The following is a 19,583-nucleotide window of genomic DNA, read 5'->3' as shown; positions in this document are numbered from 1 at the left end:
TTTCAATATTGCCTTCAATGATTTACGTCTCCTCGTATTTTCGGTGAAAGATTCACCCTGCATGTTTGCATTATTTACAGTGGCGATCAAAATTTAGCACCCTGTATATTGCACTTAGTTTTAACCAGTATTAGAAATGTATACAAAGCCTTTAAAACAGTTGCTGATGAGCGGTTTATTCGTAATAGGTAGTTTTACCTACGAATTATATGCTCAGCAAACTGGGAATTATAAATCAGTTGATGTGGAGTCTCAAACTCGGGGCAGGGATAGTGATGGAAAGGTGGTAATAGCCGACTATAAGCCGTTCGAAACAAGATTAATTGATAATTTTAAAGATTATCAACCGAAAGATGTCAAACTTGGAAGATATGGTGGCGACTTAACACGCAGTACAAAAGCGACTGGTTTTTTCTATACACACAACGACAATGGTAGATGGTTTATAGTCGATCCAGATGGATATTACAACTTTCATATCGCAGTAAACAGTATAAATACTGGAAAAAGCGCTAGAAATAAAAAAGCATTTGCAGAAAAGTTCAGTAGTAAAGAGAATTGGATAGGCAAGACCACAGCGCTCCTTATTCAGAATGGCTTTAATGGCTCAGGTTCCTGGTCGGATACCGAGGCAATTGTGGCAGCAAACACACGGGCAAAAAAACCATTGGTCTACACCATTAACTTAAATTTTATGGGTAGCTATGGCGATAAACGCGGGGGGACCTATCAGGTCCCTGGTCACAAGGCCTATCCTAAAAACACCATCTTTGTATTCGATCCAAAGTTTGAAGCACATTGCGAGGATGAAGCTAAAAAATTGTTACGGTATAAAGGAGATCCAAACCTACTGGGCTATTTCTCTGATAATGAGATGCCCCTTCATCTACAATATTTAGAAGGCTACCTTAGTATGGAAGACAAAAAAGACCCTGGTTATTTAGCAGCGACTAAATGGATTGCTGAAAAAGGGATCAATAAAGAGCAGATAACCGATGCACACCGCGAAGAATTTCTAGCATTAGCAGCCAGTCGCTATTTTTCGATTGTACGTAAAGCGATAAAAAAATATGACCCAAACCATCTCTACCTTGGATGTCGCTTTTATGCTTCAGAAAAGAACATCGCCAGATTCATGGAAACTGCAGGTAAATATCTGGATATTGTTTCGATCAACTACTATGGGGTATGGACACCCAACAAACAACAATTGCACAATTGGGGAAAATGGACTAAAAAGCCGTTTATCGTAACAGAATTTTACACAAAAGGTGAGGATTCGGGATTGGGGAACACTTCGGGTGCAGGCTGGATTGTAAGAACACAGGCTGATCGGGGTAAGGCTTATCAAAACTTCTGCTTAGGGCTGTTGGAATCGAAAAACTGTGTTGGATGGCACTGGTTCAAATATCAAGATAATGACCCCACGTTGGTAGGTGCTGAGCCATCGAATGTGGATGCAAACAAGGGAATTGTAGATAATCACTATCAGGTTTACACACCCCTGTTGAAGTTGATGAAACAACTTAATGAACAACGCTATCAATTGATAAACTACTTCGACAAGGTTAACGAACTCAAAAAATAACCTAATTTACCATGAGAAACAATTGCCTGTATTTTACCCTACTAATTACCCTTATCATTTTAACTTCCGTTGCCAGGGCACAAGAAAGGATAAGTTTATCTGCTAATTCCGATTGGCAATTTTATAAAGGAAAGCTGTCTTACCCTGCCCTATTAACTCAGCAAATCAGCTGGGAAAAAGTACAAATCCCTCACAGTTGGAATACAACTGATGTAAACGACGATGTACCTGGCTATTATAGAGGCTCAGGATGGTATAAAAAACACCTTGTTATTCCAGCGAACTGGAAAAACCGTAAGGTGTTTCTCAGTTTTGAGGGCGCAAACCAAACTACTGTAATTTTTGTAAACGGAAAAAAGGCCGGCACTCATATTGGTGGGTATACCGGTTTTAATGTAGATGTGAGCCCTTTTTTGCGTTTCGATCAAAATGGTAAGAATGAAATTACTATTCAAGTAGATAACCGGTATAACGCCAACATTCCGCCACTGAGCGCCGACTTTACATTCTTTGGTGGCTTATATCGAGACGTTTACTTAACTGTAGCAGGAAAAACACATTTCAATATTGATAAATATGGTGGAAAAGGTGTTTTTATCACCACCCCACTAGTTAGCGATGAAAAAGCAAGCGTAAGTATAAAAGGGGACATTAACAATGCTGCAGAGAATGTAACTGAGCTAATCGTTACGGCAACCCTAAAATACAAAAATAGGGTAATTGCCGAGCAGAAAAAACAACTAAAAAGCGATGGCCTTACTCATTTTGAGCTTAATTTCGAGGAAATTAACAATCCAAAATTATGGTCGCCAACCGAGCCCAATCTGTATCAGCTTATTACCACTATCAGAAATGCTAAGACAGGAGAATTATTAGATCAGGTTTCAAACCCGCTCGGGTTTAGATGGTTTAAATTTGATGCGGCAAAGGGATTCTTTCTAAATGGCAAGCCACTTAAATTAATTGGAGCCAGCAGACATCAAGATTACAAAAACCTGGGTAACGCCGTTGGCGACGAGATTGCAATTAAAGATGTGCGCTTATTAAAAGAAATGGGGGGAAACTTTCTTCGTGTGGCACACTACCCGCAAGACCCAGCGGTATTAGCGGCGTGCGATCAGTTAGGGCTCCTTGCGGCGGTTGAAATACCGGTTGTAAATGCCATTACCGAGACCGAAGCATTTGCGAACAATAGCAAAAACATGCAAAGGGAAATGATTCGGCAAAATTATAATCATCCAAGTGTGATTATTTGGGCCTATATGAACGAAGTATTACTTCGCCCCCCTTTTGCCAATGACAGCACACGACGGGAGGTCTATTTTAAAAATGTTTTTAAATTAGCTCAAGAGTTAGAAAACCTTACCAGGGAAGAGGATCCGAATAGGTATACTATGATTCCAAATCATGGTAACTTTGCGCTTTATAATCGGATTGGTTTAACCAAAATCCCTATGTTGGTGGGTTGGAACTTATATCAAGGATGGTACACCGGAAAATATACTGGCTTTGCCACTTTTTTAGATATGCACCATCGTCTGCTACCCGACAAACCTTTATTAGTTACCGAGTACGGTGCTGATGCCGATAGTAGAATACATAGCGAGCAACCTTTAAGGTTTGATAAAAGTGTGGAATATGCTGTTCAATATCACGAATTCTACCTAAAAGCTATGCTAGAAAGACCTTTTGTAGCCGCTGCAATGGCGTGGAACTTGGCCGACTTTAACTCCGAAGAACGAGTTGAAACCGATCCGCACATTAACAATAAAGGCTTATTAACCATCGACAGAAAACCTAAAGACACCTATTTGTTTTATCAGGCTAATTTACTAACGGTACCATTTATTAAAATTGGTTTAACAGGAAGAACTGTGCTGGGTGGTGTAGCCGACGGCAACAACGAATTCAGGCAACAAATAAAAGTGTATAGCAATCAAAAAACGGTTAGTCTAGCCGTGAATGGAGTACCTATTGGCAAGCAAACAACTTCAATGGGAATTGCCAACTTTACCGTAACATTATTACCAGGTAGCAACACGCTCATTGCCACCACCGGCCATGGAAAACAAGACCAGGTTGAAGTGGTGGCACGGCTAATTCCGAAAATATTAAATAGCGAAACGCTTCCGTTTAGCGATGTAAACATAAGCTTGGGCGATACCCGCTATTTTTTGGCTCAGCCTGCCCAAGAGTTATGGATACCAGAACAAGCGTACACAAAAGGTTCTTGGGGTTATGTGGGTGGCACACGTTTCAGCATGACAGATACTTCAAGGCTAAGCTTTGGATCGAACAAAAATATACTAGGCACAGCTTTAGATCCTGTTTACCAAACCCAACGGATAGGTATGGACGCATTTATTTTTGATGTGCCAGATGGCGAATATGAGCTTACCCTACATTTTGCCGAACTTGTTTCTAGCGAACCACAAAAAGCCTTAGCTTACGACTTAGGCGCTAAAACAACAGTAAATGAGCAGTTTAAAGAACGGAATTTTGATGTTGCAATAAATGGTAAAACCATGATTGCCAATTTGGGAAATAAAAACGAGCTTAAAGCCGCCGAAGCCCATAGTTACAAAGTTAAGGTAACCGCAACACATAACTCAGGCATAAAAATTAACTTCAAGCCAATCTTGGACGAAGCCATTATAAATGGAATTCAATTAAAAAAGATCTATTAATTTAGCATAATGAAAGTAATAAGCGTAGTCATATGGTCGGCATTAAGCTTAGCGATTATGCTTGCCTTTAACGCACCGGGTAACAAAGGCAAAAGCAAAACCTATTATGTAAATGCGACAACCGGTAATGACGAAAATTCTGGCTCTTCGCCCACCAACGCTTGGAAAACACTGACTAAAATCAATGCGCAGGTATTTCAACCCGGAGATATCATTCGGCTCAAATGTAATGAGTTTTGGGAAGGGCAATTAGTATTACAGGGTTCAGGAACTCCCAACCGTCCCATAACGCTTTCCAGTTACGGGAAAGGAAAGAAACCAATAATTGATGGCAAGGGAAAGGTAGACCAAATTATTTTACTGAAAAACATAGAGGGCTGGCATATTGACAACCTCGAGTTAACCAACAAGGCTGCATCCGTAGGTAACAGGACCGGTATTTTAGTAACGAGTTTAGCTAATGAGCTAAAACAACACTTCAGATTTACTAACCTTTATATTCACGACATTATGGGCGATTATTCTTTCGAAACCAAGGGAAAGAATACTGGTGGCATTGGTTTGATAGGTGGAGAAAATACCAAGTTTAATGATATCATTATAGAAAATTGTGAGATCGGAAATATCAACCGAGTAGGGATTTTCACCAACTTAACGAAGGGCAATAATGCCAAAAGAGGCAACCGACCTTTCACAAAGCTCATTATTAGAAATAATAAAATACATCATTGTGCCGGCGATGGTGCTATAATTAGATATGCCTTCCAACCCATTATTTCGCATAACTTGGCCTACGAAAATCATAACGGCCCTGAAAATTTAGTGAAGCATGGCGTGGCTTTATGGTGCAGAAGTACCGATGAAGCAAGATTTGAGTACAATGAGGTTCATCACACGCGCGGGGGCATGGACGGGCAAGCTTTTGATGCTGATTTAGACAGCTACCGCACTGTGGTGCAATATAATTACAGCCATGACAATGAGGGTGGGTTTATGTTAGTTTATGGATCGTCTAGCGAATCGATAGTTCGTTACAACCTTAGTGTTAATGATGGCGTAAAGGGAAAGCATATATTCGATTTCCCTGTGTGGACAAAGCCTCGAGGCTCCGGTATTTTTCATAATAATACAGTGGTTTTACCCAAAGACGCAGCCGTAGTGGTTGCTGATGAGGCACTGCCGACATCTGTTTTTTACAACAATATATTTTATCAGCAGGGTGATGGGACATTGGTCACCGAATCTGAAGGAGAAACTGCCCAATTTATTAATAATGCCTATTATGGTTTCGCCAAGCCCTCTCAAATAGGAGATACTGCTGCCATTTTAGACAAGAACTTATTCATTAAAACAACAAATGGGATCAAAGTTAAATCGATTGGTGTTGATGTAAAAGAGGTTGCCAAAAATTATTGGCTTTCTCCCAGTGAAGTTAATTTTAAAGGTAAAAGAATAGGTGTTAAAAATTGGGGAGTTGGTGCCTTCCATTAAAAGACTCACTAGCTCTTATCTTCACTACTTTGATTGGCGTAGGCTTTTGGGGTACACCCAAACTTTTCTTTAAAACATTTTCTAAAATAATCCTGGTCATTAAATCCAACCAAATAAGCAATTTCACTTACATTCAGCTTTTGTTGCTTAAGCAATTGGGCAGCTCTATTTAAACGTACGGTTCTAATAAATTCATTTGTATTCTGATTGGTGAGCGCTTTAAGTTTGCGGTATAAAGTGGTTTTACTCATTCCAACTTCCTTACTTAAACCCTCTACAGATAAATTTTCATCTGCCATATTTTCCTCAATGTATCTCAGGGTGCGTTCCAAAAACTTTTCATCAATCGAAGTAATAGCCAAATTGGTGGGCTGCAAAGTTAAGTCCCGACTATATTTTTCCCGTAATTTAATTCTCGATTCAAGCAAGTTCCATATCCTCACTTCTAGGTACTTTAAATTAAAAGGTTTTACAATATAATCGTCTGCTCCAGTTTCCAGTCCTTCTATTTTATAAAGCAAAGTCTCCCGTGCGGTAAGAAGAATGATTGGGATATGACTGGTGCGTTGGTCATTTTTCAACTTTTCACATAACTCGGTTCCCGTAAAATTGGGCATCATCACATCGCTAATAATGATATCTGGAAGTTGTGAAGTAGCCTTTTCACATCCGTCTATTCCATCTACTGCGGTAATTACCTCAAAATCACCTTCAAAATGAGAAGCCACGAAGGCTAATACCTCAGGATTGTCTTCCACTACCAACATCATTAACCGTTGCGAAGTATTTTCATTTAAAATATACTGCTTCTTAGCTATGGTTGTTTCAGTTAATTGAATTTCTTCCGTATTTGCATAAGTACGGATGTCTTCGCTATTATTATAATCATGTATAATCTCTTCTTTGGATAGGTGGGTATTTCCCAAAGGCAATAGAACAGTAAAAATTGTATTTCCAGGTATCGTACTGGTAGCAGGCGTGCTTTCAACCTCAATTTTGCCTAAGTGCATCTCAACCAGACCCTTAGAGAGGGAAAGACCGATGCCTGTGCCCTCACCGTTAATTCCGTTCACATTATAATGCTTGAACTGGTCGAATATAGTTGGCAAATAAACTGGCGATATCCCTACCCCATTGTCTTCAATAGCAATAGTAACCCACCCTGCATCTCCGCTATTGGTACCGGCCCTTTCCAATACTGATAGCGTGATGGTTCCACCAGAAGGGGTAAATTTTATGGCGTTGGCAATTAAATTGTAAAGTACTTTCTCCATTTTATCCCGATCAAACCAAACCCTAATACTCTTCTGAGTGGCAAACAGTTTAAAGTGTATTTTTTTACTTTTTGCGTAAGATTGAAATGCGACCATTACCTCTTTCACAAACCTGATCATATTACCTTCAGCAGCTTGAAGCCTCATATTGCCCGTTTCAAACTTTCGATAGTCTAATAACTGGTGGGTAAGTCGCATTAAGCGCTCCCCATTTCGGTGGATTAACTGAAGCTGTTGTTGCAACTTATGGTCATTTACCGTGCTCAAAAGTTTCTCTATGGGCGAAATAATCAGCGTAAGTGGCGTTTTAATCTCGTGAGAAATGTGCGTAAAAAACGTAAGCTTCCTTTGAGAAAGCTCTTGGTCTTTTTCGTGACTTAATTGCTCAAAATCTAGTTCGTTTTTAAGTTTCGCGGTTTTATAAGAGAAGTAATAAAAAAGATAAAGTAGTCCGGCGATAATAAATAAGTAGATTAAATAGGCCCACCAGGTTTTATACCATGGAGGCAGTACATGAATAATGATCTGGTCTATTTTGGTATTCCATACCCCATCATTATTGGCCGCTTTTACCATAAAAACATACTTACCAGCATTTAGATTGGTGTATGTAGCACTACGTTGATCTTTAACATAGTGCCAGTCGTCCTTACCGAAGCCTTTAAGCATATAAGCATAAGTGTTTTTTGCCGTATTCAAGTAGTTGAGCATGGCATATTTTATGGTGATATAAGCCTGATCATAGGGCAAGGTTATATTCCTTACCTCATCTACATTTTTTTTGATTGGCGAATCTTCCTTATTGTAATCTATAGGTTTATTGTTAATTAGCAATTCGGTAAATACCACAGGTGACGCCAGCTTGTTCGACACAATTTGATCAGGAAAAAAGCTAGTGATACCATTAATGCCGCCGAATAATAGCTCTCCATTAGGCAAACGATGGGTCGCATTGGTAATGAACTGATTACTTTGGAGGCCATCAATTACACTGTAATTTTTAAACCTAAGCTTAGAAGTGGTATCCTTGTCCAATGCTGATGGGTCAAATACACTAATGCCTTTATTAGTACTTAGCCAAATCCTACCTTTCAAATCTTCATTAATTGCCCTAATCACGTTATTGTGTAAACCCTCTCTTTCCGTGTAACTATAAAATCGGCTTTTTGATTGATCAAAACGATGAAGTCCTCCACCCCTAGTCCCTATCCAGAACCTACCTTTAGAGTCGATAAATAAACAAGTTACATTGTTATTGTTCAGACTAAAGGGAGACTTAGTATGTACAAATCGTTTAAATTTCATCGATTTAGTGTCTAAATAGGCAAGCCCCTGTAAAGTGCCAATCCATAAGTTACCAGATCCATCTTTTACTAGTGCACTCACATTATTCCCTATTAAACCATTTTTGTTTTTCAGGTCTGCTACAAAAATCTTCTGCTCTCCACTTTCAGGATTGGTATAAATTAACCCTCCTCCATTAGTTCCCACCCATAAACCATCTCCATCCACAAGAAGCGAATATATTTGTGATCTTCCCCTATATAAAGCATCATAGGGCAAGACATGTAATGTTTGAGTTTTCGTGCGCGTATTAAAATACCTAAGCCCATCGAATGCACCTATCCAAATATTTCCTTTAGCATCTAATGCAAGTGATTTAATGAGATTTTCGGAAACCAAGCTTTTGGTCTTGAGGCTATAAGAACTCAAAATTTGTTTCTGTCTATTTAAATAGTTCAACCCTCCACCTTCAGTTCCTATCCATAATCCCCCACTTCTATCGTGCAATATAGAGCTCACTACCGCATTCGTTAATCCCGGTTTGGAACCCATTTGTTCACCAATATTTGTAAAGTTCAGATTAGCTCGATTATACACATTTACCCCACCTGCGTACGTCCCTATCCAAATATTGCCTTGCCTATCTGGCATAATTTTTAGAATAGATCGATGCGATAAACTTGCTTCATTGTATTTGTCGTTAGTATAAGTCGTAAATAAACTTCCCTTCCTATCAAAAATACAAAGTCCCTTTCTTGTGGCAATCCACAACGTTCCATCTTCGTGAAAATATAGATCTCTCACTACGTCAACCGGTAGGCTATTTTTATTGCCAGGCTGATGCCGAAAATTTACCACACTATTTTGGCGCCCTTTTAAATAAAACAGGCCATTTTGTTCCGTACCAAACCAGAAGTCGCCTGTATTATCTTGCTTAATTATGCGAATTGTGCTTGGCGTTTTCGAAAGTGCTTTCGCAATCGCATCAGGAAGTGGGGCTTCCTTTTTAGTAACGAGGTCTATACATTTTAAGCTGCTTTTATAACTAATCCACAATTTACCTCGATTATCTTTATAGAGCGTTTGCACATTTGACTCACGAAAACCTTTTGGTACTAGGTCGTCTCTGAACTTTTTATCCTTTAAATCGTAGCATTTAAGTCCATCATAAGTGCCCACATAAAGGTAATTGCGATCAAATACCAAGGACGTGACAAAGTTTGATGATTGAAGATCTTTGTCTTTCCGTGGTATCACAATATTAACAAAGTCTTCTGTTTCGCGATTAAAAAAGCTCAATCCGCCTGCAGTACCCACAACTAGCTGTTTGTTGGCGTCCTCCGCAATAACGTTCACTTGATTATTTTGTAGGCTACGAGGCTGATTGGGTTCATTCTTGAAAATTTTAAATTCATAACCATCGTATCGATTTAACCCATCTTCGGTGGCAAACCACATAAAGCCACGATGATCTTGGTAAATACAAAAAATAGTATTCTGAGAGAGCCCATCATTAATGGTAAGACGCTTAAAACTAATCGATTTTTGTTGCGCAAAAACAGAAAAACCAAGAATAGTTAGCAGAACAGTTATAAAAGGAAACAAGCATCTTAGGCCAATGTGATTGATTTTCTTTTTGGTTACCATCAACCTCTAAGATAAGTATTTTTAGCTTATCTTTAAACATGCAAAAGATAAAAACCACCATGGCCCAACACACGGTTCGCATCATCTTGGGCTTATTCATGATTGCGGCCGCCTTGGGACATTTCACCTTTCAGCGGCAGGAGTTTCAGGCACAAGTACCCAACTGGATCCCCTTAAGCAAAGACTTGGTTGTGATCTTATCTGGCGTCGTAGAAATTTCCCTTGGACTTGCCATGTTATGCTGGAAAAACAAACGACCACAGATCGGCTTTGCCTTGGCCTTGTTTTACATCCTCATATTTCCAGGCAACATTGCCCAGTACCTCAACCACACTGATGCCTTTGGATTGAATACCAACAGTGCCCGACTTGCCCGTCTTTTTTTCCAGCCCGTGTTAATTCTCGCGGCCATCTGGTCTACAGGCGGGTTTGCCTACCTCAAAAATAGAAAGAGCTGAGCCCGTTGGGTTATGCTTGCCAATAATTAATTAGGAAAACTTTAAAACTAGCTTTATTGTTCATTGCTTTTATTTTTGCCGTGGCATGCAAAAAAAAGTCGAGCGTACTAGACGCAGATGTTTCAATTTCCGTGTTAACCGCTGACGGAAAAAATGCACTTTCATCACCTGCGTTATATAACGCTTCCAATATTAGTGCTTATCATATCGTTGATGGCCAACCTCAGCGGTATTTAACTCCTTCCTTAGGTGGGGCGCAGCTTTTGATATAAAAGGTGGCACTGGCACCGAAAAACTTGCTGTTTATATGAACTTTGACAAAAAAAGATCGAAACAACAACGCTCACGCTGATAAAATTTGGGAATTCTAAAATGAACACACTCAAAGGAGAATTTAAGTTTGATAACGACTCAGTAATGCTTAAGAAAGTTTGGTTCAACCGCGTCAAAAGGATAAAAAAGCCACCAATCTGAACTAGTCTCAAAAGTTTCGTTTGAAGATCTGGTTTTTTAAAAAATATCACATTTTTAAATGACAAGTATCATTGCATCCGATAACAAATTAAGAGATTTTGGGATATCAAATTATCGCTAAACAACGCATCCATGAAACGAATCCACGATACAGCAAATAAAACTATTTTCTATCTACTAGCAACGGCACTTTGGCTGACTACACTGCTTAGCTCCTGCGCTGTCGAAAAGAATGATCAAATACTTAAAAACAGTAGACCAGATACGCTCGCCAAGCAAGTTAATTACGGTACGATAAAAAACACGCTACGGTGGAAAAAAATCGATCGGGATGGGTTACTATTTGACCAATATATCGACAACAATTTCCGCTTACCTAAAAAAAAGAGAGATAGTGCTGCAATTGTCAATTACTTTGTGGAAACTTCGTTCGCCCAACTGGGAAGAAGGGAGTTTAGACAATGGGATTTAGTGGTGGTCCGCGGAGTACTCTTTCAAGTCAACCTTCCAAAAAGTGCCGAACCTACAAAACTCCTATTTCCTGGCCAAATAAAGATAGAGTTGTTGGGCATGATCTTCTTACTTTTGGGGATTTACTTTTTTTAAACCCAAAATATTTAATGATAAGAAATTACTGGTTGTTGGATTTTAAAACCTCTATGGCTATCTCGCCAACACCAGACGCACGCCCAAACTAACGTCTTCGAAATGCTCGTTCCCTTATCAGCGGAAATGACACCCCGGTCCGATAAGCTATTCATCTCACACCCCCAACCTTTATGCTCGAACTTTTCTTTGCCTGCCTTCTAGCTTTACAAGCTCGTACCAGAATACACAAACAAATGCGACACACACACAGCCCAGTATTTGGACAACGCTAAGGCGAGCAAAGCCGAAAAATGCCGTCAGAGAAGGAACGAACAACAACAGCCCTGTGATGGACACCGTAAGGGCAATAACCAGTGGCACCAAGCGGTTTTCATATCTTAAAGTAGTAAAAATCGAATAATAGAATGAGCGGCTTTGAAGAGTCAGGAAAACATTGGCTGCAATTAACACTGTGAATACCATGGTACGGGTATATGATTCTCCGAAATAGTGGTCAGCAGCGTACCGATAGACAAACAATGTTCCACAGGTAATGGCTAGTCCCTGAAAGATACTGACCGCCAGTTCCCTCCCATTAAAAAAAGTAGCATTAAATGGCCTTGGTTTGTGCAGCATAGAGTTTTTCTCTATCGGTTCATTTTCAAAAACAATCGAACAGGTGGGTCCCATGATCAGCTCTAAAAAAATAACTTGAACCGGAGAGAATATATTTGGATATTCCCAGCCCAGCAACAGCGGAAGAAAGACGGTAAGCATAATGGGAACATGGATGGAAATGATATACCGGATTGCCTTTTTCAAATTAGCGTAGATTTTTCTGCCTTGGGCCACCGCAATCACCATCTTGGAAAGATCATCTTCCAACAAAATCAAAGAAGCTGCCTGCTTGGCAATTTCGGTTCCCTTTTTTCCCATTGCAATGCCAATATGGGCTGCTTTTAGAGCTGGACCGTCGTTCACTCCATCCCCAGTCATGGCTACCACCTGACCATTTGCCTTTAGGGCATTAATGATTCGCAATTTGGCCTCAGGGAACATGCGTGTAAAAATCGTGGTCTCCATTACTTTGTCTTGCAGCTCCATCTCAGACATCCCCATCAGTTGCTCACCGGTTAAACTTTTATCTGCACCTTTAAAAGAGATTTGTTTGGCAATGGCCTGGGTGGTAGCCGAATTATCGCCGGTCAAGATCTTCACGGCAATTCCCGCCCGGTAGAAATCCTGCATCACTTTAGCGATATTCGCCTTTGGCGGATCATAGAAAGCGACAATTCCCTTTAATACAAAGGGGAACTCTTGTTGCGTTTTGGGATAATCAGTGCCCGAAAACTCACATTGTCCCACACCTAAAACCCGGTACCCTTCTTTGGTGATTGTTAGCAAAGCATCTTCAATTTTTTGTTTTTCAACTTCAGTTAAATCGCAGACGTTCATCAGCGCCTCGGGTGCTCCCTTGGCCGCTACAATCTGTCTGCCCTTTTCGTCCCTAAAAACATGGGTCATCATCGGCGGCTTTCCGTCAAGTGGATACTCATGTACCATCTTAAAATCAGCGCGGTCATCATCCTTGGCAAACTCGCCATAAGCTTTGTGTAGGGCAAGCTCCATGGGATCGAAAGCGATGGGTTCACTTGCCCACATGGCAGTCTCAATCAACTCCTTTTCCTGAGGGCCCAATAGCTCTCCCAGCGTAGAAATACGTTGGCCCGATAGTGTGAAAAGCTTTGCCAGCGCCATTCTGTTCTCAGTTATGGTCCCCGTTTTGTCGATACAGATGACCGTAGCACTGCCCAGAGTTTCCACCGTTTTGATCTGTTTGACTACGATCTGCATCTTCATCAACCTCCACGCACCTAAAGCCATAAAGACGGTAAAGGCCACAGGAATTTCTTCGGGCAGAATGCTCATTGCCAGCGTAAGGGCCTGGAGCAAACTCTCCAACAGGTCACGGGAAGCAACATAGTTAATGCCCCAGACCACCATGAACACCAAGGCTCCTATCACCACCATTTTTTTTACAAAAGTGTTGATCTGAATTTCTAATGGAGACTTTTCCTCCTTGATTGCCTCTAGACTTACTCCAATCTTACCAAGGCGGCTTTGGTTTCCAACATGGGTTACCCTAACGATAGCCAGGCCACTTTCCACCGTGGTACCTTTATAGATAAACGGCTCCAGATGTGTTTTATCTTTAAAAATAGGAAGGGATTCCCCTGTTAGTACCGATTCGTTTACCGAAAAGTCGTTGGAATGCACAATGATACCATCGGCCACCACCGAGGTTCCTTCTTCTACGATCAAGCTATCGCCAACCACGATCTCCTCGCTCTTTATTTCAATTGTCGAGCCATTTCGGATGACCCTGCAGTTAGGCTGGGTAAAGTTCTTCAGTTTCTGTAGCGCATTTCTGCTCCGAGAATCCTGATAAATGGAAATAGCAGCAATCAAAGCAATAGCCAATATCAAAAAAAAGCCATCGCTTGCTCGCCCGTTTATAAAATAGATGAGCGATGCAATCACAAGTAGGGCAATCATCGGTTCTTTAGCCAATCCCTTTATGGAATCTAAAATGGTCGCTTCTTTTTTATAGCTTAATGCATTGTTCCCGAATTTACCCCTAGAGACCGCTACCTGCTGGTCGTTGAGACCCTTGATATTGAAATGTTGTACGGACATGATGAAAGGCTAATTTTGTTAGGGTTAAAAATACACAAATCATTCTAGAAATTAAGCGCGTGCTTGCTGCAGTTTACATCAAGGTAAGGCAGGCTACCATTGTTCATACATTACAAATTTCCGTTTTTACAACCTTGTTAAAGTATTGATCGTCACCTGAGCGGATGATTAGTCAAGTTCGGCTCGGCTTTCGATCTGGTCAATATCAAAAACCCAAGTGATGTACATCACCCTTTACCGTGTGGATTTCCTATATTGTCAATTACTTCGTACCTTAGGAAGATACCTTGATCAAATCGTTTCAAAATGGAACACATCGACTATTACAAAGCATTGGAGGTATCCAAAACGATTTGACCGCAACTGTTTAATCGGACTACTCCTAAAATCATGCCCTGATGTTAAGAAATAATGGACCAAAATCATTTTTTTGAAAATAGTTCTTGACTCTTACCTAAGGTCATAGCCTACCTTTGTCTGCGTAATCAGAAGAACATGAGCACGCAAAGCAACTATTCGGTAAAACAACTGGCCAAACTCGCTGGTGTAACAGTCAAGACCCTGCACCTGTATGATCACATGGGCCTACTTAAACCAGCCCAAAGGACTGGTTCGCGGTACAGGCTCTATTGCGAGTCCGAACTGCTGCGCCTGCAACAGATCCTGTTTTACAGGGAACTTGACTTCCCTTTAAAGCAGATACTTGCCATCCTGGACGATCCAAACTTCGATCTGATCAAAGCCATGGAAGGCCATAAGACCCTGCTAAAAGCCAAAAGACGCCGGATCGATACCTTAATGAAAACGCTAAATCAAACCCTTATTTCACTAAAAAATAAAACCATGTTAAACCTCGAAGATCTATATCAGGGGCTCAGTGAGCAAGAGGCCCAAAATTACCGAAACCAGGCCATCAGCAGCTACGGTGAAGAAGCGGTAACCCATGCAGAAAACCATTTGAAAAGCCTCAGCAAGGAAGCTATGCAGGCATTGGTTTCAAGGCAAAAGGAGCTGGGCAAATCCCTCTACCAGCTAAAGCACTTAAAGCCCGCAAACCAAACTGTGCAGGAACTGGTAGGCCAGCATTATCAAAATACAAGAAAACTGTGGGGTACCCACCAGGCAGTAGACAAGCAGGCTGAGGCCTATCAAGGTCTAGGGCAGCTCTACCTGACCGATGAAAGATTCACCAGCGAAAGTGGTGAGACTGACCCAGATTTTAGAATATTTATCAGCGAGGCAATGTCGATCTATTCCGCCTCGCTACACTAAGTCAGCGCTATCCTTCAGGTGTGGATTGATGCATGGTAAATAAATGAACCGTTCCTGGTGGCCGCTTTTATCAATGGATCAAGACCCTGATCAGTATTGAACCTCTTTATCAGATTTGTAAAGGCACACTGCTTGCAGCGATCACTTTCCACTGTCCGTTAGTCTGTTGCCAGACCCGGGTAAATTTGACATGGCTTTCGAACTCCTGTTTTAGATAGCTGCCTTTAATCTCTTTTGAAACCACAACCACAACTGTATTTCCGAAAGAATGCACCTGCTGATCTGAAGTTTTTAACTGAGTAATCTTCAAATCCCCGCTAATATGCGGGGCCAGATCCTGCTGTTTAGAAAGGGCCATACCTAGATGATTGATAAATACCAGCTGATCGTGCAGCAACTGGTCCAATACCTTTACATCGCTGCTTAAAATGGCTGCAACAATTTGTGCTTCTAAATCCAGTATTTCGCTTTCCATAACTTCTTTTTGATAACCTTAATTTCCAAAGGTATAAAATTAGCCGCTTAGAGGCCACTCTAAAGGTCAGGTTCACCTCGGCTTCACGGGCCTGATAGACTTGGTTTTACAAAACTACGGAACGCCATTCCATACACGTAAACAAAACTAATATTTTTAGTTTTTTTCTTTTAAATAATACTAATTATATTAGTTATTAATTTTTATATTTGTCGTACTAATTTTAAAAACTAATCTCTTTAAAATGTATAGAACCATCCATGATTTTTTGACCGACTGGGAATATGAAACAGCAGGAACTGCTAAAGTTCTGAAGATCGTAACCGATGAACTGCGTGCGCAGACTATTCATCCTGAAGTTCGTTCGCTGGAACGCCTGGGCTGGCACCTGACCCAAACCCTAACTGAAATGGGGCACAAAGCAGGTTTATTTACAACCGATCCGCTGGAACATGAATCCCTGCCCGACACGATGGCGGAGCTGACTGTCAAATATGAAGATTATGCTGCTCAAATTGCTAAAGCAGTACATTCCAAATGGACTGATTCTTCATTGCTGGAGATGGTAGACATGTATGGGGATCAATGGTCTAAAGGCACAGTATTGCGTATACTGATAAACCACCAGAGCCACCATCGTGGCCATATGACAGTAATCATGCGCTTTTGGGGCTTACCCGTTCCCGGTCTTTACGGCCCTTCTAAGCAAGAGTGGGCAGAAATGGGAATGACCGCTCCCGAGTAACTGGGAAAATTTATTTGCTTTTCTTTTTAGAGGATTTGGCCATCGGATTATATTCCAGGCAAAGGTTGACCCAATAGGCTAAATCCTGTTTCCTTAAATTTTCCGCAATTGGCACATACACGAAATTCTTACTTGTCCTGCCGTTCATCACCATCTGACTGCAAGTACCCTTTTCCAACTCTGTCAGGACTTTTTCTTCTCCAATCCTGCACAGCAGATTTTCTTTGGTCACGCAGATGCACAATTTTTCATCGACCATAAAGCATATTCCGCTGAACATTTCTTTTTCAGCAACATCCTTTTGGTCAATCAGCATTTCCCGGACCTGGTCCGCAGCCCGTGTATCAAATTCTCTTTTCATGGCAGTATGGTCAAGCAATTTCTCATTTATTAATTTCTCCTATTTTAGCGATGAGCTCAGCTTGCAGTTTATCGCTGTAACCACTAAATGAAGCAGCCACCTTACCCTTTCTATCAATGATGTAAAAGGTGGGGATACTACTTACGTTGTATTTCTCTTCTAGTTTCTTTGGGTCAACAAAAATTGGATAACTTACTTTATGTTGTTTTACAAACTTTAGAACGGCTTCCTTCTTTTCCCAAGAGTTTATACTCACCACTTCAACCTCTGTATTTGCATATTTTTGATGTAGGCTGTTCATGGTTGGAACAGCAAGGATACAAGCCACACAAGAAGTCGAAGTAAAGTCGATCAATATAACTTTACCTTTTAATTCCCTACTCGATAAAAATTTGCCAGAAGTACTCACAAGCGACCATTCTGGAGCCTCGGTTCCCGCTGCCAATAGCGGCTTTTCATCTTCGCTTTTCTCGGGACTATAATCTACCGGGATTTTAAATTCACTTAAGTCGGGAAAGTTCTTATCGTTAACCTTATAATTGGAAAAAGTCTGCTCTTGCCTATACGTAATCATCCCTTCCACCTCATAACCTCCCTTGCTCAGTACGCCCCGCATATTTTTTTTGGTACGTACCGGAAGGTAACCGCTTTTATTAAGGTAAATGTCGTAAATGCTGTATTGACGCTCTTTATTAATCACAGTATCCTTCTCAGTGATCTTGAAATGATAACAGGGAATAGCATTGATCAGCGTATCTGCTAACATTTTTACCTTGCCTGGCGTATTTGCAATAAACTTTTGCATGAGTTTAAGCCATCCAAACATAAACTCGCGCTGGTACAATGAAGGGTCGGGTGTATTATCGATCTCGTAAGTTTTCTTCTTAGTCTGTAGTCGCAAAAAAGAAGAGCCATTAAATACCAGTTTACTCCCGGTAGTAGAAAACTCAAACAGCTCTACACGCTTGTTCTCCATTAGCTGATTGCTTACATGAACATCATAAATCTCCTTACTTAACTCCTCAGAGAAAAAATCTTTTGTCGTCCTATTTTCGGTATAGCTTACATTTTTTATTGCGCTGAGCTGCTGAATAGCTTTTTGTAAAATTGGAGATTGTGCTTTTATACTTTGGTTAAATAGCCCAAATAGCATAAGGACTAGGATCAGGTTACGTTTCATAGCATCAAGGTACACTATAAGAATATAATCTAAATAAATTTAACATTATTTAATAATACAAATCGTTAAACTTTTAATTTACAGCACAGATATACATAAATCAAAAATTGGCACTGAAATAATTTCCCAAACTGAGCAACAACAATTATCTTTGTAATAAAGATACTTTACAATAAAGATAAAAGCTATGGAAGAAAAAGTCGAAAGACTGGTCAGCATGAGCCAGCAGTTTGCCTATACCTCGATACAGATGCATGAAGCTATCGGTCGCAAGGCCGGGATGGCCGGCACAGACCATAAATATCTAGGATTTTTTCTCCAGCGCGGAGAGATGACCGCTGGCGAACTAGCTGTCTTTACCGGACTGACAACGGGCGCTGTGACCAACCTGATCGACCGCCTTGAGGAAAAACAGCTCATCAGAAGATCGACCGACAGCCGTGACAGAAGAAAGATCATACTGGTCCCGGACATCAGAAAAATAACCGCATTGCTCCTTCCTCTGTACGAAGATTTCAAAACCGGTACACAGGAACTGCTGTCCAGTTTTAGCCAAGATGAGCTGGCTGTCCTTGCAAAATATTTTACAGGTGCCATGGAACTGATGAACAAAAAATTAGCAGCAATCAATCAAAAGAAATAACCATGGAGAGCCAACAAATAGCAAATGCGCCCATACAGGATCCTTTTAAGCAAACATTTTTTCATGGAACTAAAGCTGACTTGAATATCGGCGATCTGATCTCCACGGGCTACACGTCAAATTACATAGACAGACAGTTACGACACATCTACTTGGCTTCAACTTTGAATGCAGCGGTCTGGGGAGCGGAACTTGCCGCGGGCGATGGAAAGCAGCGGATATACCTGGTAGAGGCGACCGGTGAGCTTGAGGACGATCCCAACGTAACCAATAAGAGATTCCCCGGCAATCCGACGATGTCCTACCGCTCGACTACTCCCTTCAAGGTTGTCGGAGAGGTCACCATATGGCAAGGACATTCGGAAGAACAGATCCGGTCCATGAAAGAAGCACTGCAAAAGCTAAGCGAGAACGGAGGAGTGGTGATCGAGGAATAGGCCGCCGCGACAAAAACTCGGGGAAACCCATCTTTTTGTTCCATTTTATAAGCTAAAATCTTGCGACCTTTCCTCTTTTGGCCTCTTCTTCCTCTTTTTTCCAATGACCGTAGGATCATCATAATCTGCCTTTTCCAATAGTCCACCTAATAAATTCTCTTCCTCTTTGCCCGGCCTTTTCCGAAGATGAGTATTTCGGAGTGATGATGCCAGTGATTTTGGTCAAACCGTGCCACTTAAAAGATCATACAATTATATAAAAAAGCTGGGATTATTCCTTTT

The 19,583-nt window shown here is 40.9% G+C and carries 15 protein-coding genes; 10 read left to right on the top strand and 5 right to left on the bottom strand.

Features of this window, described 5'->3' with window-relative positions:
- Window positions 1-166 precede the first annotated feature (166 nt).
- From BM207_RS07585 to BM207_RS07575, 3 genes are read left to right on the top strand one after another with little or no spacing between them, the layout of a single operon-like run.
- Window positions 167-1,588, top strand: coding sequence for a hypothetical protein (locus BM207_RS07585; RefSeq protein ID WP_218155028.1), 1,422 nt, complete (start codon window positions 167-169; stop codon window positions 1,586-1,588).
- Between the two features lie 11 nt (window positions 1,589-1,599).
- Window positions 1,600-4,275: a glycoside hydrolase family 2 TIM barrel-domain containing protein gene (locus BM207_RS07580; RefSeq protein ID WP_090992987.1), complete on the top strand. Its 2,676-nt coding sequence runs from the start codon at window positions 1,600-1,602 to the stop codon at window positions 4,273-4,275.
- 9 nt (window positions 4,276-4,284) lie between these two features.
- The gene (locus BM207_RS07575; protein ID WP_090992986.1) at window positions 4,285-5,766 is read left to right on the top strand and encodes a right-handed parallel beta-helix repeat-containing protein; all 1,482 of its coding nucleotides are present in this window, start codon (window positions 4,285-4,287) and stop codon (window positions 5,764-5,766) included.
- Between the two features lie 8 nt (window positions 5,767-5,774).
- On the opposite strand, the gene BM207_RS07570 is transcribed toward BM207_RS07575, so the two are convergent.
- Complete coding sequence (locus tag BM207_RS07570) at window positions 5,775-9,971, bottom strand: hybrid sensor histidine kinase/response regulator transcription factor (RefSeq protein WP_090992985.1); 4,197 nt, start codon at window positions 9,969-9,971, stop codon at window positions 5,775-5,777.
- 38 nt (window positions 9,972-10,009) lie between these two features.
- Between BM207_RS07570 and BM207_RS07565 the strand changes: the two genes are divergently transcribed.
- From BM207_RS07565 to BM207_RS07555, 3 genes are all read left to right on the top strand, one after another.
- Entirely contained in the window at window positions 10,010-10,429 is a 420-nt protein-coding gene (locus tag BM207_RS07565) for a DoxX family protein (RefSeq protein WP_090992984.1), read from the top strand.
- Window positions 10,430-10,485: 56 nt separating this feature from the next.
- Window positions 10,486-10,701 carry a hypothetical protein gene (locus BM207_RS07560; RefSeq protein WP_090992983.1) on the top strand — a complete coding sequence of 72 codons (216 nt, stop codon included), beginning with the start codon at window positions 10,486-10,488 and terminating at the stop codon, window positions 10,699-10,701.
- A gap of 334 nt (window positions 10,702-11,035) precedes the next feature.
- A complete protein-coding gene (locus tag BM207_RS07555; RefSeq protein ID WP_090992982.1) occupies window positions 11,036-11,509 on the top strand; it encodes a hypothetical protein in 474 nt (157 codons plus the stop codon).
- Between the two features lie 171 nt (window positions 11,510-11,680).
- Here BM207_RS07555 and BM207_RS07550 read toward each other — a convergent pair whose 3' ends face one another.
- A complete protein-coding gene (locus BM207_RS07550; RefSeq protein WP_090992981.1) occupies window positions 11,681-14,188 on the bottom strand; it encodes a cation-translocating P-type ATPase in 2,508 nt (835 codons plus the stop codon).
- A gap of 495 nt (window positions 14,189-14,683) precedes the next feature.
- On the opposite strand from BM207_RS07550, the gene BM207_RS07545 reads away from it, so the two are divergent.
- Complete coding sequence (locus tag BM207_RS07545; protein WP_090992980.1) at window positions 14,684-15,460, top strand: MerR family transcriptional regulator; 777 nt, start codon at window positions 14,684-14,686, stop codon at window positions 15,458-15,460.
- Window positions 15,461-15,569: 109 nt separating this feature from the next.
- On the opposite strand, the gene BM207_RS07540 is transcribed toward BM207_RS07545, so the two are convergent.
- The gene (locus tag BM207_RS07540) at window positions 15,570-15,935 is read right to left on the bottom strand and encodes a nuclear transport factor 2 family protein (protein ID WP_090992979.1); all 366 of its coding nucleotides are present in this window, start codon (window positions 15,933-15,935) and stop codon (window positions 15,570-15,572) included.
- A 244-nt stretch (window positions 15,936-16,179) separates the two neighbouring features.
- Between BM207_RS07540 and BM207_RS07535 the strand changes: the two genes are divergently transcribed.
- Window positions 16,180-16,680: a DinB family protein gene (locus BM207_RS07535; protein WP_090992978.1), complete on the top strand. Its 501-nt coding sequence runs from the start codon at window positions 16,180-16,182 to the stop codon at window positions 16,678-16,680.
- A gap of 10 nt (window positions 16,681-16,690) precedes the next feature.
- Here the strand turns inward: BM207_RS07535 and BM207_RS07530 are convergent, their stop codons facing one another.
- Window positions 16,691-17,041 carry a TfoX/Sxy family protein gene (locus BM207_RS07530; RefSeq protein WP_090992977.1) on the bottom strand — a complete coding sequence of 117 codons (351 nt, stop codon included), beginning with the start codon at window positions 17,039-17,041 and terminating at the stop codon, window positions 16,691-16,693.
- A 22-nt stretch (window positions 17,042-17,063) separates the two neighbouring features.
- A complete protein-coding gene (locus BM207_RS07525) occupies window positions 17,064-18,221 on the bottom strand; it encodes a TlpA family protein disulfide reductase (protein ID WP_090992976.1) in 1,158 nt (385 codons plus the stop codon).
- Between the two features lie 187 nt (window positions 18,222-18,408).
- Here BM207_RS07525 and BM207_RS07520 point away from each other — a divergent pair, with 187 nt between their 5' ends.
- Both BM207_RS07520 and arr read left to right on the top strand, forming a co-directional pair.
- A complete protein-coding gene (locus tag BM207_RS07520) occupies window positions 18,409-18,864 on the top strand; it encodes a MarR family transcriptional regulator (protein WP_090992975.1) in 456 nt (151 codons plus the stop codon).
- Between the two features lie 2 nt (window positions 18,865-18,866).
- Window positions 18,867-19,301, top strand: coding sequence for an NAD(+)--rifampin ADP-ribosyltransferase (arr, locus tag BM207_RS07515; RefSeq protein WP_090992974.1), 435 nt, complete (start codon window positions 18,867-18,869; stop codon window positions 19,299-19,301).
- Window positions 19,302-19,583: the final 282 nt, after the last annotated feature.

It is taken from the genome of Pedobacter insulae (assembly GCF_900113525.1).
In the GTDB taxonomy this organism is placed as follows: Bacteria; Bacteroidota; Bacteroidia; order Sphingobacteriales; family Sphingobacteriaceae; genus Pedobacter; species Pedobacter insulae.
Note: the sequence above shows the minus strand (reverse complement) of the source record. Positions and strands in the feature narration are given on the sequence as shown.